The sequence below is a fragment of the Burkholderia sp. AcTa6-5 genome (assembly GCF_017815075.1).
In the GTDB taxonomy this organism is placed as follows: Bacteria; Pseudomonadota; Gammaproteobacteria; order Burkholderiales; family Burkholderiaceae; genus Burkholderia; species Burkholderia sola.
This window is the reverse complement of sequence record NZ_JAGIQE010000024.1, coordinates 43042-68593: the sequence shown is the minus strand read 5'-3', so window position 1 is coordinate 68593 and position 25552 is coordinate 43042. Positions and strand designations below refer to the sequence as shown.

The window sequence follows — 25552 nt, the reverse complement described above, 5'->3', positions numbered from 1 at the left end:
CGATAGGACGGGCGCTTGTCGTCGGTGCCTGCGCGACGCGGCCGCGCATCGTCATCGCTACGGCGCGGCGGCCGATCGGACGACGGACGGCGGTCGCCGAAGCTGCGTTTTGCGCCTTCGCCGGATGCGTTGTCGCGATAGGACGGGCGCTTGTCGTCGGTGCCTGCGCGACGCGGCCGCGCATCGTCATCGCTACGGCGCGGCGGCCGATCCGACGACGTGCGGCGATCGCCGAAGCTGCGTTTCGCACCTTCGCCGGCTGCATTGTCGCGATACGGCGCGCGCGTGCCGCGTTCGGCGCCGCCGTCACGCGGCGCACGCTTGGCCGGCGCGCGATCCGCGCCCGCGCGTTCTGCGCCGGCGGCGCCGCGCGGCTTGAACGAGCGCTCGCCGCTAGCGGCGGCCGCAGGCGCCTTTTTCGGGCGGGCCGGTTTATCCCCCGCGGGCGGCGCGGCGGGGCGCACCGCCTTGCGGGCGACGAGGCTGCCGGAGCGGACAGGGGCGCGGGTCGGCGACGCCGGCTTCGGATTCTTGACGGTTAATTTGGTGCGCATAAACGCTGGGATTCATTCAGACTGCGATCGCACGCAGCAATTCGGTTTCGAGCTGGATCTGCAGGCGGTTGTCGGACAGGCCGGCACCCGCGAGCAGGAAGATGTCTTCGACGCGCTCGCCGAGCGTATTGATCCGCGCCGCGTGGACGCCGATCCGATGTTCGGCGAGTACGCGCGCGATCGAATAGAGAAGGCCCGGCCGGTCGTTGGCCGACACGGACAGGATGTAGTACTGACCGCGCTCGTCGGCCCGCAGGTCGACGCGCGGCGTGATCGGAAACGTCCGGGACAGCCTCGACAGGCGGCCCTTCGACGGCTCCGGCAGCGTGGCGGTTTCGGCGAGCCGCGTCGCGAGCTGCTGCTCGACGAGATTCGCGATGTCGCGGTAGCGCACGTCGCGTTCGGTCTGCGTGACGATGAAGTTGTCGAGCGCATAGCCGTGCCGCGTCGTGCTGACGCGCGCATCGAGCACCGACAGCCCGTTGCGGTCGAAATACGCGCAGATGCCCGCGAACAGGTCGGGGCGGTCCTTCACGTACACGAGCACCTGCAGCGCGTCGCCGATCGGCGACGGCCGCGCGCGGACGATCGCGGTTTCGGCGTTCACGTGCCGGTACAGCACGCGCGTCTGCCACGCGATGTCGGCCGCGTCGTGACGCAGGAAGAAGCCGACGTCGAGCTGATCCCACAACGCGCGGTGCGCATCCTCGGGCACGGTTTCGAGGCGCAGCAGCGCGAGCGCCTGCTCCTGCCGCGATTTCAGTTCCGAATGCGCGTCGGGGTTCGCGCCGCCGAGCACCGCGAGCGTGATGCGGTACAGATCCTCGAGCAGCTTGCCCTTCCACGTGTTCCACACCTTCGGGCTCGTGCCGCGGATATCGGCGACGGTCAGCAGGTAGAGCGCGGTCAGGTACCGTTCGTTGCCGACGACTTCGGCGAAGCGCTTGATGACTTCGGGGTCGCTCGTGTCCTGCTTCTGCGCGACCTGGCTCATCGTCAGGTGATGCTGGACGAGCCACACGATCAGCGCGGCGTCTTCGGCGTCGATCCCGTGCTCGCGGCAGAAGCGCCGCGCGTCGGCCATCCCGAGCGTCGAGTGATCGCCGCCGCGGCCCTTCGCGATGTCGTGGAACAACGCCGCGACATACAGCACCCACGGGCGCTCGAAGTTGCCGATCAGCTGGCTGCAGAACGGATACTCGTGCGCATGCTCGGCCACCGCGAAGCGGCGGAGGTTGCGCAGCACCATCAGGATGTGCTGGTCGACCGTGTACACGTGGTACAGGTCGTGCTGCATCTGGCCGACGATGCGACGGAAGTTCAGCAGGTAGCGGCCGAGCACGCTCGTCTGGTTCATCAGCCGGAACGCGTGCGTGATGCCTTCGGGCTGCTGCAGGATCCGCATGAACGTGGCGCGGTTCTGCGGATCGCGGCGCCACGCGTTGTTCATGATTTCGCGCGAGTTGTACAGCGCACGCAGCGTGCGGGCGGACAGGCCCTTCACGCCGCGCGTCGTTTCGTACAGCAGGAACGCTTCGAGGATCGCGTCGGGATGGCGTTCGAACACGCCGTCGTCGACGATCTCGAGCATCCCCTGTTTCTCGACGAAGCGATCGGCCGACAGCACCCGCGTGATGCCGCTCGTCGCGGGGAACAACTGCGCCTCGATGTTCTGGATCAGGATCGTCGCGAGCTGCGTGACGGCTTTCGCGGCCCAGTAGTAGCGGCGCATCAGTTGCTCGCTTGCGCGCTTGGCCTGCGTCGGCTGGTAGCCGAAGCTCTCGGCGGCCTGCGTCTGCAGGTCGAACACGAGCATGTCCTGGCGGCGCCCGGCGATCACGTGCAGCCGCGCGCGCAGCGTCTTCAGGAAGCCTTCGTTGCGGCGCAGCTCGCGCGCTTCGCGGTCGGTGATGAGGCCGCGCGTGTCGAGTTCGCGCCAGCTGCTGCCGAAGCCGGCCGCGCGCGCGATCCACAGGATCGTCTGCAGGTCGCGCAGCCCGCCCGGGCTTTCCTTCACGTTCGGTTCGAGGCTGTACGGCGTATCCTGGCACTTCGCGTGGCGCTGGCGCATCTCGAGCACCTTCGCGGTGAAGAATGCGCGGGCGTCGAGCGCTTCGTGATAGCGCACGGTGAAGCGCTCGAACAGCGCGGTGCTGCCGACGATGCGGCGCGCTTCCAGCAGCGAGGTCTGCACCGTCACGTCCTGCGACGCCTCCTCGATGCACTGCGCGACCGTGCGCACGCTGCTGCCGATCTCGAGGCCGAGATCCCAGGCCATGCCGATGAAGCGCTCGATGCGCGCATCGAGCGCCGCGTCGTGCGCATCGGGCAGCAACACGAGGATGTCGACGTCGGAATAGGGCGCGAGCTCGCCGCGCCCGTAGCCGCCGACGGCGACGAGCGCGAGCGTCGCGGGCAGCCCGCAATCGTCCCACACGCGCTTCAACGCGTCGTCGGTGAGTTTCGACAGCGCGTGCATCAGCGACGCGACGTTCGCCGCGCGGCGAAAGCGCTCGAGCATCGCCGTCTTGGCGGCCTTGAATTCGGCGCGCCGCGACAGCGCTTCGGGCGAGGGGGCAGCGTGAGCGCTCATGGGCGACCGATCAGGTGCGGGGTGGGGCGGGCTGGCGCGACGGCGCTCAGACGGCGGCGGCCGGTTGCGCGAACACCGGGCGCGCGGGCGTGCCGGCCGACACGGTCAGCACTTCGTAGCCGGTTTCGGTGACGAGCACCGTGTGCTCCCACTGCGCGGACAGGCTGCGGTCGCGCGTCTTGACCGTCCACTGGTCGGGCATCGTGCGGATGTCGCGCTTGCCGGCGTTGATCATCGGCTCGATCGTGAAGATCATCCCGGCCTTCAGCTCGATGCCGGTGCCCGGGCGGCCGTAGTGGACGACCTGCGGATCCTCGTGGAACACCGTGCCGATGCCGTGGCCGCAGTATTCGCGCACGACGCTGTAGCCCTGCGCTTCCGCGTGCTTCTGGATCGCGTAGCCGATGTCGCCGAGGTGCGCGCCGGGCTTGACCTGGTCGATGCCGAGCCACATGCATTCGTAGGTGGTCTGCACGAGGCGCTTCGCGAGGATCGAGCCCTCGCCGACGATGAACATTCGGCTGGTGTCGCCGAAATAGCCGTTCTTGATCACGGTGATGTCGATGTTCAGCGCGTCGCCGTTCTTGATCACCTTCTCGCCGGGAATGCCGTGACAGATCACGTCGTTGACCGAAATGCAGGTGGCCTTCGGGTACGGCGGATAGCCGGGCGGCTGATAGTTCAGCGGGGCGGGGATCGTGCCTTGCTCGTTGAGCATGAACTCGTGGCAGAGGCGGTCGAGTTCGGCGGTCGTGACGCCCGCGACGACGTGCGGCGTGATGAAGTCGAGCACTTCGCTGGCGAGACGGCAGGCGACGCGCATCTGAGCGATATCGTGTTCGTTTTTGAGCGTAATAGCCATCGAGGTATGCCTGGAATGCGGTGAATTGACGGATTATCGCACCTTATGGCGGGCCTCGCAGCCCCTGCGGGCCGCGCGGATGCGGGTTTTCGAGGATTGTCCGGCCCGCTGCCGCGCGGCAAGCGAAAGTGCCGCGCGACTTGAGAGCCGACAAATCCGCGTGCTATACTCTTTGGCTAAGTCGACATCCAAATTTGCCGTCGTGCCCCGTTTTGGGGTGGCATCGCGGAGAAAGGCTTACGGCACGGGCGTTTTGCACGTGCCGAATCGCAAGCCGGCGCAACCAGGGTGCCGTCCGTGCGGAATTCCCGCCCTTCAAGGCGGGTTCGCGCGGCGGTACGGCAGCCGGCTTAAGACCCAACCCTCGTGGAGAATTTACATGGCAGTTACGATGCGCCAAATGCTGGAAGCGGGTGTCCACTTCGGTCACCAGACGCGCTTCTGGAACCCGAAGATGGCTCCGTTCATTTTCGGTCACCGCAACAAGATTCACATCATCAACCTCGAAAAGACGCTGCCGATGTTCACGGACGCACAGAAGTACGTGCGCCAGCTGGCAGCGAACCGCGGCACGATCCTGTTCGTCGGCACGAAGCGCCAGTCGCGTGACACGATCGCCCAGGAAGCGCAACGTGCGGGCATGCCGTACGTCAACGCGCGCTGGCTCGGCGGCATGATGACCAACTTCAAGACGCTGAAGGTATCGATCAAGCGCCTGAAGGACATGGAAGCGGCCGTCGAATCGGGCGAAACCGAGAAGATGAGCAAGAAGGAAGCGCTGCTGTTCGAACGCGAAATCGCCAAGCTGCAGAAGTCGATCGGCGGCGTGAAGGACATGGGCGGCATTCCGGACGCGATCTTCGTCATCGACGTCGGCTACCACAAGATTGCCGTCACGGAAGCGAACAAGCTGGGCGTGCCGGTCATCGCCGTGGTCGATACGAACCACTCGCCGGAAGGTGTGGATTACGTGATCCCCGGTAACGACGACTCGAGCAAGGCAGTCGCGCTGTACGCCGAAGGCGTGGCCGACGCGATCCTCGAAGGCCGTGCGAACGCGGTCAACGAAGTGGTCCAGGCCGCACGCGGCGACGACGAATACGTCGAGGAAAACGCGTAACTGGCCCCGAGCCGGCGCAAAAAGGGGGCTCTCAACAGGCCCCCTTTTTTTAAGCTTGTGCGCCGGACCTGATCGCGCCGAATCGGCGCGGGTCCGGAAACGAATCTCGGCCGTTCGCGTCCAAGCGGGCGGCGTTGTGAATACAGACTCAAGGAGCGAATGATGGCGGCAATTACCGCAAGCATGGTGGCAGAACTGCGCGCGAAGACCGACGCACCGATGATGGAATGCAAGAAGGCGCTGACGGAAGCCGACGGCGATCTGGCCAAGGCTGAAGAACTGCTGCGCGTCAAACTTGGCAACAAGGCGAGCAAGGCCGCATCGCGCGTGACGGCGGAAGGCGTCGTCGCATCGTTCGTCGGCGGCAACGCAGGCGCGCTGGTCGAACTGAACTGCGAAACCGACTTCGTCGCGAAGAACGACGACTTCCTCGCGTTCTCGAAGACGGTCGCGGAACTCGTCGCGACGCAGAACCCGGCCGACGTGGCCGCGCTGTCGGCGCTGCCGCTCGAAGGCTCGACGGTCGACGCAGTGCGTCTCGCGCTGATCGGCAAGATCGGCGAGAACGTGTCGATCCGCCGTTTCGTCCGTTTCGAAACCGCGAACAAGATCGCAACCTACCTGCACGGCGCGCGTATCGGCGTGATCGTCGAGTACACGGGCGCGGAAGAGCAGGTCGGCAAGGACGTCGCGATGCACATCGCCGCGATGAAGCCGGTCGCGCTGTCGTCGGCCGACGTGCCGGCGGAACTGATCGACACGGAACGCCGCGTCGCCGAGCAGAAGGCTGCCGAGTCGGGCAAGCCGGCTGAAATCGTCGCGAAGATGGTCGACGGCAGCGTCCAGAAGTACCTGAAGGAAGTGTCGCTGCTGAACCAGACGTTCGTGAAGAACGACAAGCAGACGATCGAGCAGATGCTGAAGGCGGCGAATGCGGCAGTGCAGAAGTTCGCGCTGTTCGTCGTCGGCGAAGGCATCGAGAAGCGCCAGGACGACTTCGCCGCCGAAGTGGCCGCGCAAGTCGCAGCAGCCAAGCAGCAGTAAGCAGTCAGCAGTACCCGCGGCGGGCGTCCGCTCCGCCGCGGCCGGCGGCGCCGCCGGCCGGCCGGGAACCCCGGTCCGGTCGTCGGCGCTTGCCCGAATCAGTATTTCGCCCCTACAGTTCGTGGTTGTCATCCTCTCGTCGCTCGGAAGCCCCTATGTCCAATGCCTATAAACGCGTCCTCCTCAAACTCTCCGGCGAAGCGCTGATGGGCGACGATGCCTTCGGCATCAATCGCGCGACGATCGAACGGATGGTGGCCGATATCGCCGAAGTCGTGCGTCTCGGGACGCAGCTCGCGGTCGTGATCGGTGGCGGTAACATTTTCCGCGGCGTCGCGGGCGGCGCGGCCGGCATGGACCGCGCGACGGCCGACTACATGGGGATGCTGGCGACGATGATGAACGCGCTGGCGCTGCAGGACGCGATGCGCCACGCCGGCATCGAGGCGCGCGTGCAGTCCGCGCTGCGCATGGACCAGGTCGTCGAGCCGTACATCCGGCCCCGCGCGATCCGCCAGCTCGAGGAAGGCCGCGTCGTGATCTTCGCGGCCGGCACCGGCAACCCGTTCTTCACGACGGATACGGCCGCCGCGCTGCGCGGCTCGGAAGTGGGCGCGGAAGTCGTGCTGAAGGCGACCAAGGTCGATGGCGTATATTCTGCCGATCCGAAGAAGGATCCGTCGGCCACGCGCTACACGACGATCAGCTTCGACGAGGCGATCAGCCGCAACCTGCAGGTGATGGACGCGACGGCGTTTGCGCTGTGCCGCGACCAGAAGCTGCCGATTCGCGTGTTTTCGATCAACAAGCCGGGCGCGCTCAAGCGCATCGTGCTGGGCGAGGACGAAGGTACGCTCGTCCACGTGTAAACTCCCGCGGATGCGGGCGAACGGCGCGGGTTGCCGGCCGCGGCGCGCGACATGCGCCGGGTGGGGCTCGCGTTCTTTGAAGGTTTGAAGGTTCGGAGGTTGAAATGAGTGTCGCTGATGTGAAGAAGGGCGTCGAGCAAAAGATGCAGCGCTCGATCGAAGCGTTCAAGAACGATCTGGCCAAGATCCGTACGGGCCGTGCACACACCGGTCTGCTCGATCACGTGCAGGTCGACTACTACGGCTCGATGGTGCCGATCTCGCAGGTCGCGAACCTGACGCTCGTCGACGCGCGCACGATCGGCGTGCAGCCGTGGGAAAAGAACATGGTCGCGAAGGTCGAGAAGGCCATCCGCGAAGCCGATCTGGGCCTGAACCCGGCGACGGCCGGCGACCTGATCCGCGTGCCGATGCCCGCGCTGACGGAAGAGCGCCGCCGCGAGCTGACCAAGGTCGTGAAGAGCGAAGGCGAAACGGCCAAGGTCGCGATCCGCAACCTGCGCCGCGACGCGAACGAAGCGCTGAAGAAGCTCGTGAAGGACAAGGAAATCTCGGAAGACGACGAGCGCCGTGCGAGCGACGACGTGCAGAAGCTGACCGACAAGCACGTCGCCGAAGTCGACAAGCTCGTGCAGAGCAAGGAAGCCGAGATCATGACGGTCTGACGACCGTCCTCGCGCGCCGCCTTCTTCCCGCATTACTGTCTCAACGGCCATGACCTATACCAGCTCTACCGTTCGCGTGCCTGACGTCGGCGTCGTGCCGCGTCACATCGCGATCATCATGGACGGCAACGGCCGTTGGGCGACCGAACGCCGCTTGCCGCGCGTCGCGGGGCATACCCGCGGCGTCGATGCCGTGCGGGCGGTGGTCGAAGGCTGCGCGCGCGCCGGCGTCGAATACCTGACGCTGTTTGCGTTCAGTTCGGAAAACTGGCGCCGGCCGAACGACGAAGTGTCGTTCCTGATGCGGCTGTTCATCACCGCGCTCGAGCGCGAAGTGGGCAAGCTGCATGCGAACGGGATCCGCCTGCGCGTCGTCGGCGATCTCGACCGTTTCGAGCCGCGCATCCGCGAGCTGATTCGCCGCGCCGAAACCAAGACTGCGCGCAATACCCGTCTGACGCTCACCATCGCGGCCAACTACGGCGGCCGGTGGGACATCCTGCAGGCGACGAAGAAACTCGTCGAGCAGGCCGTGCGCGAAGGTCGCGAGGTCGAAGTGACCGAGGACGCATTCGCGCCGCACCTGGCAATGGCGTACGCGCCGGAGCCCGATCTCTTCATCCGCACCGGCGGCGAGCAGCGCGTCAGCAACTTCCTGCTGTGGCAGCTCGCGTACGCCGAATTCTATTTCACCGACAAGTACTGGCCGGATTTCGACGGCGCGGCACTGGCCGACGCGCTGGCGTCGTATACCGAGCGCGAGCGCCGTTTCGGGCGCACGAGTGCGCAGCTCGAACCGCAATCGCAGAACGCCGACTCCCTTTCATGCTGAAAACCCGGGTGATCACGGCGATCGTGATGCTGGCGGTGCTGCTGCCGGTGACGCTGTTCGCGCCGCTCGCCGGGTTCGGTGCGCTGATCGGCGTCGTGCTCGTGTTCGCCGCGTGGGAGTGGGCGCGCCTGCTGAAGCTCGGGGGCGCCGCGCCGATCGTCTATGCGGGCGTCGCGGCGCTCGCGCTCGCGGCCACCGCGCCGCTCGGCGTCGATGCGGCTTCGTCCCGTCCCCTTTTCATGGCAGCTGGCGTGTTCTGGCTGCTGGTCGGCCCGTTCGCGCTGCGGCGCAAGCCCACGCTCGCGGGCGGCATCTGGCGGCCGTTCCTGCTGGCCGCCGGCCTCGTCGTGTTCGCCGCCTGCTGGCACGCGCTCGTCGCCGCCCGCGCGCAGGGTGTGCCGTTCGTGCTGTCGCTGCTTCTGGTCGTCTGGCTGGCCGATATCGGCGCATACTTCGCGGGCAAGGCCTTCGGAAAGCGTAAACTGGCCATCACGATCAGCCCCGGCAAGAGCTGGGAAGGCGCGATCGGCGGCTGGTTCGCGGTGATGGTCGTCGGCGGCGTCGCGATGGCCGTGCACGCATTCGAACCGACCCTGTTTTCTGCATTCGCCGCGCGCTACGGGATGCCCGGCGCGTGGGCCGCGCTGACGCTGCTCGTCGCGTACAGCGTGATCGGCGACCTGTTCGAGTCGCTGCTGAAGCGGCAGGCGGGCGTGAAGGATTCGAGCGGACTGCTGCCGGGCCACGGCGGCGTGCTCGATCGTGTCGACGCGCTGCTGCCGGTGCTGCCGCTCGCGATGCTGCTGCTTGGTTAAACCATTAATTCTGTTATGCAAAAACGTCTGACATTGCTCGGTTCCACGGGCTCGATCGGAGACAGCACGCTCGACGTGGTCGCGCGCCATCCCGAGCGCTTCTCGGTCTACGCGCTGACCGCGCACCGCAACGGCGACAAGCTCGTCGAGCAGTGTCTGCGCTTCGCGCCCGAAGTGGCGGTGGTCGGCGATGCCGCGACGGCCGCGCACGTCGACGCGAAACTGCGCGCGGCGGGCAGCAAGACGGTCGTGCTGCACGGGCCGCAGGCGCTCGTCGACGTGTCGAAGAGCGACGGCTGCGACACGGTGGTCGCGGCGATCGTCGGCGCGGCCGGCCTTGCGCCGAGCCTGGCGGCTGCACGCGCCGGCAAGCGGATCCTGCTCGCGAACAAGGAAGCGCTCGTGATGTCGGGCGCGATCTTCATGGACGCCGTGCGCGACCATGGCGCGATCCTGCTGCCGGTCGACAGCGAACACAACGCGATCTTCCAGTGCATGCCGCGCGACGCGGCCGAGCACGGCGGGATCTCGAAGATCATCCTGACCGCATCAGGCGGCCCGTTCCGCACGCGCGAGCCGGCGACGCTCGTCGACGTGACGCCGGACGAGGCGTGCAAGCACCCGAACTGGGTGATGGGCCGCAAGATTTCGGTCGATTCCGCGACGATGATGAACAAGGGCCTCGAGGTGATCGAGGCGCACTGGATCTTCGGGCTGCCGGGCGACCGGATCGACGTGCTGATCCATCCGCAGAGCGTGATCCATTCGCTCGTGTCGTACCGTGACGGCTCGGTGCTCGCGCAGCTCGGCAACCCCGACATGCGCACGCCGATCGCCCACGCGCTCGCGTTCCCCGAGCGCGTCGACGCGGGTGTCGACCAGCTCGACCTCGCGCAGATCGCCCAGCTGTCGTTCGAGAAGCCCGATTACGCGCGCTTCCCGTGCCTCGCGCTCGCGCTGAAGGCGCTCGAGGAAGGCGGTATCGCGAGCGCCGCATTGAACGCGGCGAACGAAGTGGCGGTCGAAGCCTTTCTCGAGCGCCGGATCGGCTTCATGGCGATCGCGGCGACGGTCGACGCGGTGCTCAACGCGCTGCCGAACCGCGCGCCCGACGGGCTCGACGACGTCCTCGCGGCGGATGCCGAGGCGCGCCGCCTCGCCGCCGCGATCATTGCAAAAGCGCCTGCGCCACGCGTGGAGCGTACGGTCTGAATGAGGTGCTCATGAACGTGCTGGTCGAACTGGTCGCGTTTGCGGTGGCGATCGGCGTACTGGTCGTCGTGCATGAGTACGGACACTATCGCGTCGCGCGCTGGTGCGGCGTGAAGGTGCTGCGTTTCTCGATCGGCTTCGGCCAGCCCGTCGCGCGCTGGGTCAGCCGCAGGACGGGCACCGAGTGGACGCTGTCCGCGCTGCCGCTCGGCGGCTACGTGAAGATGCTCGACGAGCGCGATCCGGGCCCGGGCGGCATTCCGACCGACGAGCTCGGCCAGGCATTCAACCGCCAGTCGGTCTACAAGCGCATCGCGATCGTCGCGGCCGGGCCGATTGCGAACTTCCTGCTGGCAATCGCACTGTTTTCCGTCGTATTCGCGACCGGCGTGACCGAGCCGGCCGCGATCGTCGCGTCGCCGGCCGCCGGCACGGCGGCCGCCCGTGCAGGCTTCGACGGCAGCGAGACGGTCGTGTCGATCCGCAACGTGCGCGTAGGCGATGCGCAGGGCGGCGAGTCCGAGCCGGTGCGATCGTGGTCGGACCTGCGCTGGAAGCTGCTGTCGGCCGCGTTCGACCATCGCGAGGTCGTGCTCGGCGCGCGCGACGGCAATGCGACGTTCGATTTCCGCGTCGATCTCCGCAACGTCCCCGACAGCCAGCTCGACGATGACTTCATGGCCCATCTGGGCTTCGAGGCCGGCGGCGGCACGTTGTCGGTCGCGTCGGTGCAGCCGGGCAGCGCGGCGGAGCAGGCCGGCCTGAAGGTCGGCGACAAGCTGGTCGCGCTCGACGGCAAGCCGATCGGCGGCGCGTCGCGCTTCATCGACGCGGTGAAGCACCATGCGGGCCAGCCGCTCGCGCTGCGGATCGAGCGCAGCGGCGCCGCGCAGACGGTGTCGATCGTGCCGCAGATGCAGCGCGACGACGAATCGGGGCAGCAGGTCGGCCGGATCGGCGCGGCGCTGTCGATGCACGCGCCGTCGGTGGACGTGCGTTACGGGCCGATCGAGAGCCTGCGGCTCGGCGCGCACCGTACGTGGGATATTTCCGTGTATTCGCTGAAGATGTTCGGGCGGATGATCACGGGCAACGCGTCGCTGAAGAACCTGTCCGGCCCGGTGACGATCGCCGACTACGCAGGCAAGAGCGCGCGGCTCGGTCCGTCGGCGTTCCTGTCGTTCCTCGCCCTTGTCAGCATTAGCCTTGGCGTCCTGAACTTGTTGCCGATTCCCGTTTTGGACGGGGGGCATCTGTTATATTATGCGGTTGAAGCCGCGACCGGGAAAGCCGTCTCGGAGCGCTGGCAGCTGATTCTGCAAAGAGCCGGGTTGATCTGCATCGTCGCGTTGTCGGCGATCGCGCTGTTCAACGATCTGGCTCGGTTAATCCATTTCTGAAGCGTCAGGCGGCGGCCGCGGGTCAGCCGCCTGATTTGATGCAGCTAAATATTGGGGATGCATGTTGTTCAAACCTCATCGCTTTGTACCTAAGACAGTTGCAGCGGCCGCGCTCGCCGCGCACGGCCTCGCGGCGCATGCAGCGGCACCGTTCGTGGTGCAAGACATCAAGATCGAGGGGCTGCAGCGCGTCGAAGCGGGTTCGGTGTTCGCCTATCTGCCGATCAAGCAGGGCGATACCTTCACGGACGACAAGGCATCCGAAGCAATCCGCGCGTTGTACGCGACGGGCTTTTTCAACGACGTGCGCATCGCCACGCAGGGCAACGTCGTGATCGTGCAGGTGCAGGAGCGTCCGGCCATCGCGTCGATCGACTTCACCGGCACGAAGGAATTCGACAAGGACAACCTGACGAAGGCGCTGCGCGCGGTCGGCCTGGCCGACGGCCGCTACTACGACAAGGCGCTCGTCGACAAGGCGGAGCAGGAGCTCAAGCGCCAGTACCTGACGCGCGGCTTCTATGCGGCCGAGGTCAAGACGACGGTCACGCCGGTCGACGCGAACCGCGTGTCGATCCTGTTCGCGGTGGCCGAAGGCCCGAGCGCGAAGATCCGCCAGATCAACTTCATCGGCAACAAGGCGTTCAGCACCAGCACGCTGCGCGACGAGATGCAGCTGTCGACGCCGAACTGGTTCTCCTGGTACACGAAGAACGACCTGTACTCGAAGGAAAAGCTCACCGGCGACCTCGAGGCCGTGCGCTCGTACTACCTGAACCGCGGCTACCTCGAGTTCAACATCGAGTCGACCCAGGTGTCGATCTCGCCGGACAAGAAGGACATGTACCTGACGGTCACGCTGCACGAAGGCGAGCCGTACACGGTGTCGGGCATCAAGCTGTCGGGCAACCTGCTCGATCGCGAGGCCGAACTCAACAAGCTGATCAAGATCAAGCCGGGCGACCGCTTCTCGGCCGAAAAGCTGCAGCAGACCACCAAGTCGATCGTCGACAAGCTCGGCGAATACGGCTACGCATTCGCGACCGTCAACGCGCAGCCGGACATCGACCAGGCGAACCACAAGGTGAACCTGAACCTCGTCGTCGATCCGAGCCGCCGCGTGTACGTGCGCCGCATCAACGTGGTCGGCAACACGCGCACGCGCGACGAAGTGGTGCGCCGCGAAATGCGCCAGCTCGAAAGCTCGTGGTTCGACTCGAACCGCCTCGCGCTGTCGAAGGACCGCGTGAACCGCCTCGGCTACTTCACCAACGTCGACGTGACGACGGTGCCGGTCGAAGGCACGAACGACCAGGTCGACGTGAACGTGAAGGTCGACGAAAAGCCGACCGGCGCGATCACGCTGGGTGCCGGCTTCTCGTCGACGGACAAGGTCGTGCTGTCGGCCGGCGTGTCGCAGGACAACGTGTTCGGCTCCGGCACGAGCCTGTCGGTGAACGTCAACACCGCGAAGAGCTACCGCACGCTGACCGTCACGCAGGTCGACCCGTACTTCACGGTCGACGGCATCAAGCGGATCACGGACGTCTTCTACCGCACGTACCAGCCGCTCTACTATTCGACGAGTTCGAGCTTCCGGATCATCAGCGCGGGCGGCAACCTGAAGTTCGGCATTCCGTTCTCGGAAGTCGACACCGTTTACTTCGGCGCGGGCTTCGAGCAGAACCGCCTCGACGTCGATTCGAACACGCCGCAGAGCTACCAGGATTACGTGAACGAGTTCGGCCGCGTATCGAACACGGTGCCGCTGACGGTCGCATGGTCGCGCGACGCGCGTGACAGCGCGCTGATTCCGAGCCGCGGCTACTTCACGCAGGCGAACATGGAGTACGGCGTGCCGGTAGGCAAGATCCAGTACTACAAGGCCGACCTGCAGGCGCAGTACTACTATTCGTTCTCGCGCGGCTTCATCCTGGGCCTGAACCTGCAAGGCGGCTACGGTAACGGTATCGGCAACCCGTACCCGATCTTCAAGAACTACTACGCGGGCGGTATCGGCTCCGTGCGGGGCTACGAGCCGAGCTCGCTGGGCCCGCGTGACACGAAGACGAACGACCCGATCGGCGGCTCGAAGATGCTGGTCGGCAACATCGAGCTGACGTTCCCGCTGCCGGGCACCGGCTACGACCGCACGCTGCGCGTGTTCACGTTCCTCGACGGCGGTAACGTATGGGGCAACGCGCCGGGCGGCACGAGTACGGGCGCCAACGGCCTGCGCTACGGCTACGGTGTGGGTCTCGCGTGGATCTCGCCGATCGGCCCGCTGAAGCTGAGCCTCGGCTTCCCGCTGCAGAAGCATGAAGGCGACCAGTACCAGAAATTCCAGTTCCAGATCGGGACGGCGTTCTGACCGAACGCATGACAACAGCAACGAGAGGGTAATTTTGCTAACCGGTAAGTTTTCGAAACGAGTGATGTGCGCGCTGACCGTTGCGCTGGCCTTGGGCGCGGCAACGGTGCACGCACAGGACGTCGCCCGCATCGCGGCGGTCAATTCGGATCGGATCCTGCGCGAGTCGGCGCCCGCGAAGGCGGCGCAGACGAAGCTCGAAGCCGAGTTCGCGAAGCGTGACAAGGATCTGCAGGACCTCGCGGCGCGCCTGAAGTCGATGTCCGATTCGCTCGACAAGAACGGCACGTCGCTGTCGGCGGCCGATCGTGCGCAGAAGCAGCGCGATCTCGCGCAGCTCGACACCGACTTCCAGCGCAAGCAGCGCGAGTTCCGCGAAGACCTGAACCAGCGTCGCAACGAAGAGCTGGCGGCTGTGCTGGAACGGGCGAACAAGGTCATCAAGCAGATCGCCGAGCAGCAGAATTACGACCTGATCGTGCAGGAAGCCGTGTACGTCAGCCCGCGCATCGACATCACCGACAAGGTGCTCAAGGCGCTCGCGTCCGGCTCGACGAACTGAACGGAGCAGACGACGAATGGCATTGACGCTTGAGGCACTCGTAAAGCGGTTCGGCGGCGAGATCGCCGGCGACGCCCAGTGCACGGTCAGCGGCCTCGCGCCGCTCGACCAGGCCGGCCCTCAGCAGCTCGCGTTCCTCGCGAACCCGAAGTACCTGTCGCAGGTCGAGACGACCCGCGCCGGCGCGGTGCTGATCGCGCCGAAGGATCTGGAAAAGCTGGGCGCGGCCGCTGGTGGTCGCAACTTCATCGTGACGCCGAATCCGTACGCGTACTTCGCGCGCGTTGCGCAGATGTTCATCGATCTCGCCACGCCGCCGCGCGCGGCCGGCGTGCATCCGAGCGCGACGATCGATCCGGCCGCGCAGGTCGCCGCGACCGCGGTGATCGGCCCGCACGTGACGGTCGAGGCCGGCGCGGTGATCGAGGACGGCGTGCAGCTCGACGCGAACGTCTTCGTCGGCCGCGGCACGACGATCGGCGCCGGCTCGCATTTCTATCCGAACGCATCGGTGTACCACGGCTGCAAGATCGGCCCGCGCGCGATCGTCCATGCGGGCGCCGTGATCGGCTCCGACGGCTTCGGCTTCGCACCGGATTTCGTCGGCGACGGCGACGCGCGCACCGGAAGCTGGGTCAAGATCCCGCAGGTCGGCGGCGTGACGATCGGCCCGGACGTCGAAATCGGCGCGAACACGACGATCGATCGCGGCGCGATGGCGGATACCGTCATCGAGGAATGCGTGAAGATCGACAACCAGGTGCAGATCGGCCACAACTGCCGGATCGGCGCGTACACGGTGATCGCCGGCAGCGCCGGCATCGCCGGCAGCACGACGATCGGCCGCCACTGCATGATCGGCGGCGCGGCCGGGATCGCCGGCCACGTGACGCTCGGCGACTATGTGATCATCACCGCGAAGTCGGGCGTATCGAAGTCGCTGCCGAAGGCCGGCATCTATACCAGCGCGTTCCCGGCCGTCGACCACGGCGAATGGAACAAGAGCGCCGCGCTCGTGCGCAACCTCGACAAGCTGCGCGAGCGCATCAAGGCGCTCGAAGCCGCGCTCGCCGCCCAGGGCGGCGCGGGCGCCTGAGCGCGTCATGCGAGACCACGAACCGGGCACGGCCAGCGCAACCGGCCCGGTTTGCCAGACTGGGCCGCGCGGCGGCCCGCTTCAGCCTTTGCATCACCACCGCGCAGCCTCTGCGTGAGACGAACCATCATGAGCACTGAAAAAATCAATCTCGACATCCACAAGATCCTCACGCTGCTGCCGCATCGCTACCCGATTCTGCTCGTCGACCGCGTGCTCGAACTCGAGCCGCACAAAGGGATCAAAGCGCTGAAGAACGTGTCGATCAACGAGCCGTTCTTCCAGGGGCATTTCCCGAAGCGGCCGGTGATGCCGGGCGTGCTGATTCTCGAGGCGCTCGCCCAGGCCGCGGCGCTGCTGACGTTCGCGGAAGAGCAGCCGAAGGATCCGGAGAACACGCTGTATTACTTCGTCGGGATCGACGGCGCGCGCTTCAAGCGGGTGGTCGAGCCGGGCGACCAGCTGATCCTGAACGTGACGTTCGAGCGCTACATCCGCGGCATCTGGAAGTTCAAGGCGGTGGCGGAAGTGGACGGCAAGGTGGCGGCGGAAGCCGAACTGATGTGCACGGTCAAGACGGCCGACGCGGCGCCCTGAGCGACGCGGCACGCATGGATAACATAACGCGAGCAACGCGACACATCATATCGAGAGGCAACGGCGCATGACCAGGATTCATCCTACCGCGATCGTCGAGCCGGGCGCGCAGATCGACGAATCGGTCGAGATCGGCCCGTACGCGATCGTCGGCCCGCACGTCACGATTGGCGCGCGCACGACGATCGGCTCGCACAGCGTGATCGAGGGCCATACGACGCTCGGCGAGGACAACCGCATCGGCCATTACGCGTCGGTCGGCGGCCGTCCGCAGGACATGAAGTACAAGGACGAGCCGACGAAGCTCGTGATCGGTAACCGCAACACGATCCGCGAATTCACGACGATCCACACGGGCACCGTGCAGGACGTCGGCGTGACGACGCTCGGCGACGACAACTGGATCATGGCCTACGTGCACATCGGTCATGACTGCCGCGTCGGCAACAACGTGATCCTGTCGAGCAACGCGCAGATGGCCGGCCACGTCGAGATCGGCGATTTCGCGATCGTCGGCGGCATGTCGGGCGTGCACCAGTTCGTGCGCATCGGCGCGCATTCGATGCTGGGCGGCGCGTCGGCGCTCGTGCAGGACATCCCGCCGTTCGTGATCGCGGCGGGCAACAAGGCCGAGCCGCACGGGATCAACGTCGAAGGGCTGCGCCGGCGCGGCTTCTCGGCCGACGCGATCTCGGCGCTGCGCAGCGCGTACCGCTTGCTGTACAAGAACGGCCTGTCGCTCGAGGAAGCGAAGGTGCAACTGCGCGAGCTCGCGGAAGCGGGCGGTGACGGCGATGCACCGGTGAAGGCGCTCGTCGAGTTCATCGACGCGTCGCAACGCGGCATCATCCGCTAAGCGATGCCGCTCACCACCCATCAGCTCCGGCTCGCGATGGTGGCCGGCGAGCCGTCGGGCGACCTGCTCGCGGCGTCGCTGCTCGGCGGGCTGCGCGAGCGGCTGCCCGACGCGGCCCAGTATTACGGGATCGGCGGCCCGCGCATGATCGCGCAGGGCTTCGACTCGCACTGGCAGATGGACAAGCTGACCGTGCGCGGCTATGTCGAGGCGCTGGGCCAGATTCCCGAGATCCTGCGGATTCGCGGCGAACTGAAGCGCCAGCTGCTCGTCGAGCGGCCGGACGCGTTCATCGGCGTCGATGCACCCGATTTCAACTTCAGCGTCGAACAGGCGGCGCGCGACGCGGGCATTCCGTCGATCCACTTCGTATGCCCGTCGATCTGGGCGTGGCGCGGCGGCCGGATCAAGAAGATCGCGAAGTCCGTCGATCACATGCTGTGCCTGTTCCCGTTCGAACCGGCGATCCTCGACAAGGCCGGCGTCGCATCGACCTACGTCGGTCATCCGCTGGCCGACGACATTCCGCTCGAACCCGACACGCACGGCGCGCGCATCGCGCTGGGTCTGCCGGCCGACGGCCCCGTGATCGCGGTGCTGCCGGGCAGCCGGCGCTCGGAGATCGCGCTGATCGGCCCGACGTTCTTCGCGGCGATGGCGCTGATGCAGCAGCGCGAGCCCGGCGTGCGATTCGTGATGCCGGCCGCGACGCCCGCGCTGCGCGAACTGCTGCAGCCGCTCGTCGACGCCCATCCGCAGCTCGCGCTGACGATCACCGACGGCCGTTCGCAGGTCGCGATGACGGCCGCCGACGCGATCCTCGTGAAGAGCGGCACCGTCACGCTGGAAGCCGCGCTGCTGAAGAAGCCGATGGTGATCTCGTACAAGGTGCCCTGGCTGACCGGGCAGATCATGCGCCGGCAGGGCTACCTCCCGTATGTCGGCCTGCCGAACATCCTGGCGGGGCGCTTCGTCGTGCCGGAGCTGCTGCAGCATTTCGCGACGCCCGAGGCGCTCGCCGATGCGACGCTCACGCAACTGCGCGACGACGCGAACCGCCGTACGCTGACCGAAGTGTTTACCGAAATGCATCTGTCGCTGCGGCAGAACACGGCCGCGAAGGCGGCCGAGGCCGTCGTGCGCGTGCTCGAACAACGCAAGGGGCGCGCATGACGGCAGTCCGTGCACCGCGCCGCCGCGCGACCAGCGACGTGCAGGGCGGTTTCGATTTCAGCCGCCCGGACGAGATCGTCTGCGGCGTCGACGAAGCCGGCCGCGGCCCGCTCGCGGGGCCGGTGGTGGCCGCCGCGGTGATTCTCGATCCGGCGCAGCCGATCGACGGGCTCGACGATTCGAAAGCGCTGTCCGCGAAAAAGCGCGACATGCTGTACGACCTGATCGTCGCGCGTTCGCGCGCGTACTGCGTCGCGTCGGCGAGCGTCGACGAGATCGATACGCTGAACATCCTGCATGCGACGATGCTCGCGATGAAGCGGGCGGTCGAAGGGCTGTCGGTGCTGCCGACGCTCGCGCAGATCGACGGCAACCGTTGCCCGACGTTGATGGTGCGTGCCGAGGCGATCGTCAGCGGCGACGCGCTCGTGCCGAGCATCTCGGCCGCGTCGATCCTCGCGAAGGTCACGCGCGACCGGATGCTGGTCGACCTGCATGAGCGCTTTCCCGTGTATGGCTTCAACGTGCATGCCGGGTACGGCACGCCGAAACATCTTGCCGCGCTGCGCGAGCACGGCCCGTGCGAAGTGCATCGGCGTTCGTTTGCCCCCGTGCGCGAGGCGCTCGACCTGAGGGCCTGTTCCCGCTAATAACGGGCCCTTCTGGCGACCAGCCCCTGGAAAGGGATTTTTTAGTTTCGGGAACGTGTCTTGCCGGCCGCATTGCGGCGTCGCGCGTCACTTGTTTGGCTCGGGCAAACGGCGCTCCTTGCTTCTTGCACTGCGACCGGCGAGGCACGTTCGCAAGCCCGTTATTAGCGGGAACAGGCCCTTTGATGAAAAGCATTACTTCCCGCGACAACCCGCTGTACAAGCGCCTGAAGGCGCTCGCGGGTTCGACGCCCCAGCAGCGCCGCAGCGGCCAGGCGCTGCTCGAAGGTTTCCACCTCGCGAGCGCGTACCTCGATACGGGCGCGACGCCCGAATTGTGCGTGACGACCGAAGGCGCGCTCGGCCATGCCGAGGCGCAGGCGATCGTCGCGCGCATCGACGCGCAGCGGATCGTCACGCTGCCGGACGCGTTGTTCGGGCAGTTGTCGAATGTCGTCAACGGCGTCGGCTTCCTGCTGCTGGTCGATCGGCCGGCGCAACCGCTGCCCGAACGCGTGACGCACACGTCGGTCGTGCTCGACGGCGTGCAGGATGCCGGCAACGTCGGCTCGATCCTGCGCAGCGCGGCGGCGGCCGGCGTGCGTCACGTGTTCTGCGCGCCGGGGACGGCCTACGCGTGGTCGTCGAAGGTGCTGCGCTCGGGCATGGGCGCGCATTTCTTGTTGTCGATCCATGAGGACGTCGAAGCGGCGGCGCTGGCCGAACGCCTCGGCGTACCGGTCGCGCTGACCGACTCGCACGGCGCGCAGGCGGTCTACGACTGCGACCTGTCGGGGCCCGTCGCCTGGGTGTTCGGTAACGAAGGCGCCGGCGTGTCGGCGTTCTGGCGCGACGCGGCCACGCATCGGGTGACGATTCCGCAGCCGGGCGGGATGGAGTCGCTGAACGTTGCTGCTGCGACAGCGGTGTGCCTGTTCGAACAGGTACGGCAGCAGCGGCGGCCTGCGTGACGCCGCACGCGTTGCATGTGCGGTAAAACGAAACAAGGCCGCGTTCGACGCGGCCTTGTTGTTTTCGGCGACGGCCCGACGGCGGCCTGCGCTCTCGCGCTCAGTACGATTGCCGGTCGAGGCGGATTTCCTGCAGGATCGTCGTCGCGATTTCCTCGATCGACTTGTGCGTCGACGACAGCCACTTGATCCCTTCGCGGCGCATCATCGCCTCGGCCTCGTTGATCTCGTAGCGGCAGTTCTCGGGCGCCGCGTACTTGCTGCCCGGCCGGCGCTCGTTGCGGATCTCCGACAGGCGCTGCGGGTCGATCGACAGCCCGAACAGCTTCTCGCTGTACGGCGACAGCGCCGACGGCAGCTTGCCGCGTTCGAAATCCTCCGGAATCAGCGGATAGTTGGCCGCCTTCACGCCGTACTGCATCGCGAGGTACAGGCTCGTCGGCGTCTTGCCGCTGCGCGACACGCCGACGAGGATCACGTCGGCTTCCGACAGGTTGCGATTCGACTGGCCGTCGTCGTGCGCGAGCGAGAAGTTGATCGCCTCGATCCGCGTCTTGTATTCCTCGGTGTCCGCGTTCTGGTGGCCGCGGCCCATCGCGTGGCTCGACTTGAGCTCCAGTTCCTGCTCGAGCGGTTCGACGAAGCGCTGGAACATGTCGAGCACGAGCGCGTTCGAGCGCTTGACGATGTCGTTCGACTCGCTGTCGACGAGCGTCGTGAACACGATCGCGCGGCGGCCGTCGTGCACGGCGGCTTCGTTGATCTTCTCGACGGTCGCATAGGCCTTGTCGAGCGAGTCGACGAACGGCACGCGCACGAGGCGGAATTTCTGGTCGAACTGGGAGAGGATCGAGTGCGCGAAGGTTTCGGCAGTGATCCCGGTGCCGTCGGAGACGATGAATACGGTAGGCAGCATGAATCTGGACGTCGAGCGTGAAGGGCAGTTGCGCGGGCGGCTGGAGGCGTGCCTCCAGACCCAGTGACAAGGTCGCGCCACATCCGGCAGCCGGCACGGTAGAATAGCGGCAACCTGTTGGATAAGCAATTGCGGGGGCGGGGCGCGAACGGCGTCCGCGACTTGGCCGCGAGATTCAAGAATTCCCGGCAAGTCTGGCGATTTGTCTGCAAATATCGCCCTTCTGCCGGGATTTTTGCAAATCGGGTCGGAAGATTTTCGCCGCTGCGAGTGTTTATCTAACAGGTTGCGCAAGACGCGCCGCGCCTTTTTGCAAGCGCCCGCGTTCGAGCCCACTTGCGCGATCGAGCATTTTTTTCACACTTAGGGGCTTGTATGACTAACGCAGCAAACGTCGCAAAGGACCAGGCGTATGTAATTCCGTTCGAGCAGTTGCGGATGACCGATGTGGAGATCGTGGGCGGCAAGAATGCGTCGCTCGGCGAGATGATCAGCCAGCTTTCCGAAGCAGGCGTTCGCGTACCCACCGGTTTCGCCACGACCGCGCTCGCATTCCGCGATTTCCTCAAGCACAACGACCTCACCGATCGCATCGCCAAGCGTCTCGAGTCGCTCGACATCGACGACGTGAAGGCGCTCGCCGAAGCCGGTGCCGAAATCCGCAAGTGGATCGTCGACGCGCCGCTGCAGGAACGCCTCGAGCAGGAAATCCGCGCGCAGTTCGAAGTGCTGAAGAACGGCTCGCCGGCCGAACTGTCGTTCGCCGTGCGCTCGTCCGCGACCGCGGAAGACCTGCCCGACGCATCGTTCGCCGGCCAGCAGGAGTCGTATCTGAACGTCGTCGGCATCGACGACGTGCTCGACCGCATGAAGCACGTGTTCGCGTCGCTGTACAACGACCGCGCGATCTCGTACCGCGTGCACAAGGGCTTCACGCACGCCGAAGTCGCGCTGTCGGCCGGTGTGCAGCGCATGGTCCGCTCGGACGTCGGCGCGGCCGGCGTGATGTTCACGATCGATACCGAATCGGGCTTCAAGGACGCCGTGTTCATCACGTCGAGCTACGGCCTGGGCGAAACCGTCGTGCAGGGCGCGGTGAACCCGGACGAGTTCTACGTGTTCAAGACGACGCTCGCGCAGGACAAGTACCCGATCATCCGCCGCTCGATCGGCTCGAAGCTGATCAAGATGGAATTCACGCAGCCGGGCGAGCCGGGCCGCGTGAAGACGGTCGACGTGCCGCACGAGCAGCGCAACCGCTACTCGATCACCGATGAAGACGTGATCGAGCTGGCGAAGTACGCGGTCATCATCGAGAAGCACTACCAGCGTCCGATGGACATCGAGTGGGGCAAGGACGGCCGCGACGGCAAGATCTTCATCCTGCAGGCGCGTCCGGAAACGGTGAAGAGCCAGGCGAGCGGCAAGGCCGAGCAGCGCTTCAAGCTGAAGGGCCAGTCGCAGGTGCTCGCGACGGGTCGTGCGATCGGCCAGAAGATCGGCGCGGGCCCCGTGCGCGTGATCCAGGATCCGTCGGAAATGGAACGCGTGCAGCCGGGCGACGTGCTGGTGGCCGACATGACCGACCCGAACTGGGAGCCGGTGATGAAGCGGGCGGCGGCGATCGTCACGAACCGTGGCGGCCGTACCTGCCATGCGGCGATCATCGCGCGTGAGCTCGGCGTGCCGGCAGTCGTCGGCTGCGGCGATGCAACGGACGTGCTGAAGGACGGCGCGCTCGTCACCGTGTCGTGCGCGGAAGGCGACGAAGGCAAGATCTACGACGGGCTGCTCGAGACGGAAGTCACGGAAGTGCAGCGCGGCGAACTGCCGGAAATCCCGGTCAAGATCATGATGAACGTCGGCAACCCGCAGCTCGCGTTCGACTTCTCGCAACTGCCGAACGGCGGTGTGGGTCTCGCGCGTCTCGAGTTCATCATCAACAACAACATCGGCGTTCACCCGAAGGCGATTCTCGAGTACCCGAACATCGACCAGGACCTGAAGAAGGCGGTCGAGAGCGTCGCGCGCGGTCACGCGTCGCCGCGTCAGTTCTACGTCGACAAGCTGACGGAAGGCGTCGCGACGATCGCGGCGGCGTTCTATCCGAAGCCCGTGATCGTGCGTCTGTCCGACTTCAAGTCGAACGAGTACAAGAAGTTGATCGGCGGTTCGCGTTACGAGCCGGACGAGGAAAACCCGATGCTGGGCTTCCGCGGCGCATCGCGCTACATCGCCGAGGACTTCGCGCAGGCGTTCGAGATGGAATGCCGTGCACTGAAGCGCGTGCGTGACGAGATGGGTCTGACCAACGTCGAGATCATGGTGCCGTTCGTGCGGACCGTGAAGCAGGCGGAGCGCGTCGTCGGCCTGCTCGAGAAGTTCGGCCTGAAGCGCGGCGAAAACGGCCTGCGCCTCGTGATGATGTGCGAAGTCCCGACCAACGCGATCCTCGCCGAAGAGTTCCTGGAGCACTTCGACGGTTTCTCGATTGGCTCGAACGACCTCACGCAGCTCACGCTCGGCCTCGACCGCGATTCGGGCATGGAACTGCTGGCCGTCGACTTCGACGAACGCGACCCGGCCGTCAAGTTCCTGTTGAAGCGTGCGATCGATACCTGCCGCAAGATGGGCAAGTACGTCGGGATCTGCGGCCAGGGCCCGTCCGATCACCCGGACTTCGCGCAATGGCTGACCGACGAAGGCATCGTGTCGATCTCGCTGAACCCCGACACGATCATCGATACGTGGCAGGCGCTCGCCAACCGCAAGTAACGATCGGGCATGCAACTTCGGCGAAAGGGCGGTCCGCCGCGCTTTCGTTGAAGGCAAAATGCAAGGTTCGTGCTATAAACACCCCGGTAAGCACCGGGGTGTTTTTTTTCGTCGGTACGCGCGGCGATCTCGCGTGTGCCGAGCGCTGCGTGCAGTTGCGCACGCAGCGAATAGAGTGAGCATCGGGGCGTTTTTCTGGAGACCACAATGATGTCGGGGCATCTGTTCTGGTGGGTCGGGGTCGGCGTGCTGGTCGTCGCGGAGTTGCTGACGGGCACGTTCTATCTGCTGATGATCGCGCTCGGCTTTCTCGCGGGCGGTGTGTTGCAACTGGCCGGTTTCGCGCCGCACGTGCAGTTCGGCGCGGCGGCCGCGGTCGCGATCGTCGCGATGATCGCGCTGCGCCGCTCGGGGCTCGGCCGCAAGCAGAAGCGCGATACGTCGACGAATCCCGACGTCAATCTCGATATCGGCTCGACCGTCACGGTCGACGCGTGGCGTGACGGCCGCGCGCGCGTGCAGTATCGCGGCGCCGACTGGGACGTCGAGCTCGCGCACGGCGAGCGCGACGATGCGCACGTGTACCAAGTCAGCGCCGTGCGCGGCAATTGCCTCGTGGTCGTGGCGAAACCCGCGGGCTGATCGTCCGCTGATACAACAAGGAGAGAATATTTCATGGATTCGCTGATCATCTGGGTTGTCCTGCTCGTCATCGCGATCGTGATCGTGTCGAAGACGGTGAAGATCGTGCCGCAGCAGCATGCATGGGTGCTCGAGCGCTTCGGGCGCTACCACGCGACGCTGTCGCCCGGTCTCAATATCGTGCTGCCGTTCGTCGATCGCATCGCATACCGGCACGTGCTGAAGGAAATTCCGCTCGACGTGCCGAGCCAGGTCTGTATCACGCGCGACAACACGCAGTTGCAGGTCGACGGCGTGCTGTACTTCCAGGTGACCGATCCGATGAAGGCGTCCTACGGATCGAGCAACTTCGTGCTGGCGATCACGCAGCTCGCGCAAACGACGCTGCGCTCGGTGGTCGGCAAGCTCGAACTCGACAAGACGTTCGAGGAACGCGATTTCATCAACCACAACATCGTGTCGGCGCTCGATCAGGCAGCGGCGAACTGGGGCGTGAAAGTGCTGCGCTACGAGATCAAGGACCTGACGCCGCCGAAGGAAATCCTGCACGCGATGCAGGCGCAGATCACCGCGGAGCGTGAAAAACGCGCGCTGATCGCCGCATCCGAAGGCCGCAAGCAGGAACAGATCAACCTCGCGTCGGGTGCGCGTGAAGCCGCGATCCAGAAGTCCGAAGGCGAACGGCAGGCCGCGATCAACCAGGCGCAGGGCGAAGCCGCCGCGATTCTGGCGGTGGCCGAGGCGAACGCGCAGGCGATCCAGAAGATCGCGAGCGCGATCCAGTCGCAAGGCGGGATGGACGCGGTGAACCTGAAGGTCGCCGAGCAGTATGTCGGCGCGTTCGCGAATCTCGCGAAGCAGGGCAACACGCTGATCGTGCCGTCGAACCTGTCGGATCTCGGCACCGCGATCTCGTCGGCGCTGACGATCGTCAAGAACGCGGGGGCGGCGTCCGGCGCGAAGGGCTGAGCCCGATG

General features: G+C 66.1%; 22 protein-coding genes and 1 pseudogene. 19 read left to right on the top strand and 4 right to left on the bottom strand.

The annotated features are described in order from the left end of the window. The 3 genes and pseudogenes from J8I33_RS34605 to map form a co-directional block, all read right to left on the bottom strand. A pseudogene (locus J8I33_RS34605) lies at positions 1–554 on the bottom strand (pseudouridine synthase); the annotation flags it as partial. Positions 555–570: 16 nt separating this feature from the next. Next, entirely contained in the window at positions 571–3147 is a 2577-nt protein-coding gene (locus J8I33_RS26980; RefSeq protein WP_050012903.1) for a [protein-PII] uridylyltransferase, read from the bottom strand. Between the two features lie 46 nt (positions 3148–3193). After that, complete coding sequence (gene map, locus J8I33_RS26975; protein ID WP_050012902.1) at positions 3194–4009, bottom strand: type I methionyl aminopeptidase; 816 nt, start codon at positions 4007–4009, stop codon at positions 3194–3196. A gap of 379 nt (positions 4010–4388) precedes the next feature. Between map and rpsB the strand changes: the two genes are divergently transcribed. From rpsB to J8I33_RS26895, 16 genes are all read left to right on the top strand, one after another. Further along, the gene (rpsB, locus tag J8I33_RS26970; protein ID WP_006758564.1) at positions 4389–5129 is read left to right on the top strand and encodes a 30S ribosomal protein S2; all 741 of its coding nucleotides are present in this window, start codon (positions 4389–4391) and stop codon (positions 5127–5129) included. A gap of 162 nt (positions 5130–5291) precedes the next feature. Then, a complete protein-coding gene (tsf, locus tag J8I33_RS26965) occupies positions 5292–6173 on the top strand; it encodes a translation elongation factor Ts (protein ID WP_050012901.1) in 882 nt (293 codons plus the stop codon). 155 nt (positions 6174–6328) lie between these two features. Beyond that, positions 6329–7042 (top strand): UMP kinase, encoded by a 714-nt coding sequence (gene pyrH, locus J8I33_RS26960; RefSeq protein WP_006402648.1) that lies wholly within the window; start codon positions 6329–6331, stop codon positions 7040–7042. A gap of 104 nt (positions 7043–7146) precedes the next feature. Further along, positions 7147–7707, top strand: coding sequence for a ribosome recycling factor (gene frr, locus J8I33_RS26955; protein ID WP_006752152.1), 561 nt, complete (start codon positions 7147–7149; stop codon positions 7705–7707). Between the two features lie 49 nt (positions 7708–7756). After that, positions 7757–8539: a polyprenyl diphosphate synthase gene (gene uppS, locus J8I33_RS26950; RefSeq protein WP_034188847.1), complete on the top strand. Its 783-nt coding sequence runs from the start codon at positions 7757–7759 to the stop codon at positions 8537–8539. Next, complete coding sequence (locus J8I33_RS26945; RefSeq protein WP_050012900.1) at positions 8533–9354, top strand: phosphatidate cytidylyltransferase; 822 nt, start codon at positions 8533–8535, stop codon at positions 9352–9354. Before uppS ends, J8I33_RS26945 begins: the two co-directional genes overlap by 7 nt. A 15-nt stretch (positions 9355–9369) precedes the next feature. Next, a complete protein-coding gene (locus tag J8I33_RS26940) occupies positions 9370–10566 on the top strand; it encodes a 1-deoxy-D-xylulose-5-phosphate reductoisomerase (protein ID WP_050012899.1) in 1197 nt (398 codons plus the stop codon). Between the two features lie 11 nt (positions 10567–10577). Beyond that, positions 10578–11966: an RIP metalloprotease RseP gene (rseP, locus tag J8I33_RS26935; protein ID WP_050012898.1), complete on the top strand. Its 1389-nt coding sequence runs from the start codon at positions 10578–10580 to the stop codon at positions 11964–11966. A 61-nt stretch (positions 11967–12027) separates the two neighbouring features. Beyond that, on the top strand, positions 12028–14337 hold the full coding sequence (bamA, locus tag J8I33_RS26930) for an outer membrane protein assembly factor BamA (RefSeq protein WP_050012897.1): 2310 nt from the start codon (positions 12028–12030) through the stop codon (positions 14335–14337). 64 nt (positions 14338–14401) lie between these two features. After that, positions 14402–14899, top strand: coding sequence for an OmpH family outer membrane protein (locus tag J8I33_RS26925; protein WP_048248617.1), 498 nt, complete (start codon positions 14402–14404; stop codon positions 14897–14899). A 16-nt stretch (positions 14900–14915) separates the two neighbouring features. After that, complete coding sequence (gene lpxD / locus J8I33_RS26920; RefSeq protein ID WP_124637760.1) at positions 14916–15995, top strand: UDP-3-O-(3-hydroxymyristoyl)glucosamine N-acyltransferase; 1080 nt, start codon at positions 14916–14918, stop codon at positions 15993–15995. A gap of 129 nt (positions 15996–16124) precedes the next feature. Further along, positions 16125–16592 (top strand): 3-hydroxyacyl-ACP dehydratase FabZ, encoded by a 468-nt coding sequence (gene fabZ, locus J8I33_RS26915; protein WP_006495559.1) that lies wholly within the window; start codon positions 16125–16127, stop codon positions 16590–16592. 67 nt (positions 16593–16659) lie between these two features. After that, on the top strand, positions 16660–17448 hold the full coding sequence (gene lpxA, locus J8I33_RS26910) for an acyl-ACP--UDP-N-acetylglucosamine O-acyltransferase (protein ID WP_050012895.1): 789 nt from the start codon (positions 16660–16662) through the stop codon (positions 17446–17448). 3 nt (positions 17449–17451) lie between these two features. After that, positions 17452–18621: a lipid-A-disaccharide synthase gene (gene lpxB / locus J8I33_RS26905; protein ID WP_050012894.1), complete on the top strand. Its 1170-nt coding sequence runs from the start codon at positions 17452–17454 to the stop codon at positions 18619–18621. Beyond that, a complete protein-coding gene (rnhB, locus tag J8I33_RS26900; protein ID WP_050012893.1) occupies positions 18618–19271 on the top strand; it encodes a ribonuclease HII in 654 nt (217 codons plus the stop codon). Before lpxB ends, rnhB begins: the two co-directional genes overlap by 4 nt. A 185-nt stretch (positions 19272–19456) precedes the next feature. After that, positions 19457–20242, top strand: a complete 786-nt coding sequence (locus J8I33_RS26895) for an RNA methyltransferase (protein WP_050012892.1) — start codon at positions 19457–19459, stop codon at positions 20240–20242. A gap of 100 nt (positions 20243–20342) precedes the next feature. On the opposite strand, the gene J8I33_RS26890 is transcribed toward J8I33_RS26895, so the two are convergent. Further along, positions 20343–21158 (bottom strand): pyruvate, water dikinase regulatory protein, encoded by an 816-nt coding sequence (locus J8I33_RS26890; protein ID WP_006483812.1) that lies wholly within the window; start codon positions 21156–21158, stop codon positions 20343–20345. 375 nt (positions 21159–21533) lie between these two features. Here J8I33_RS26890 and ppsA point away from each other — a divergent pair, with 375 nt between their 5' ends. The 3 genes from ppsA (at position 21534) to J8I33_RS26875 (ending at position 25544) form a co-directional block, all read left to right on the top strand. Then, positions 21534–23933, top strand: coding sequence for a phosphoenolpyruvate synthase (gene ppsA, locus J8I33_RS26885; protein ID WP_050012891.1), 2400 nt, complete (start codon positions 21534–21536; stop codon positions 23931–23933). A 207-nt stretch (positions 23934–24140) separates the two neighbouring features. Beyond that, positions 24141–24575: an NfeD family protein gene (locus J8I33_RS26880; protein ID WP_089488565.1), complete on the top strand. Its 435-nt coding sequence runs from the start codon at positions 24141–24143 to the stop codon at positions 24573–24575. Between the two features lie 33 nt (positions 24576–24608). Further along, positions 24609–25544 (top strand): SPFH domain-containing protein, encoded by a 936-nt coding sequence (locus J8I33_RS26875; protein ID WP_050012889.1) that lies wholly within the window; start codon positions 24609–24611, stop codon positions 25542–25544. Positions 25545–25552: the final 8 nt, after the last annotated feature.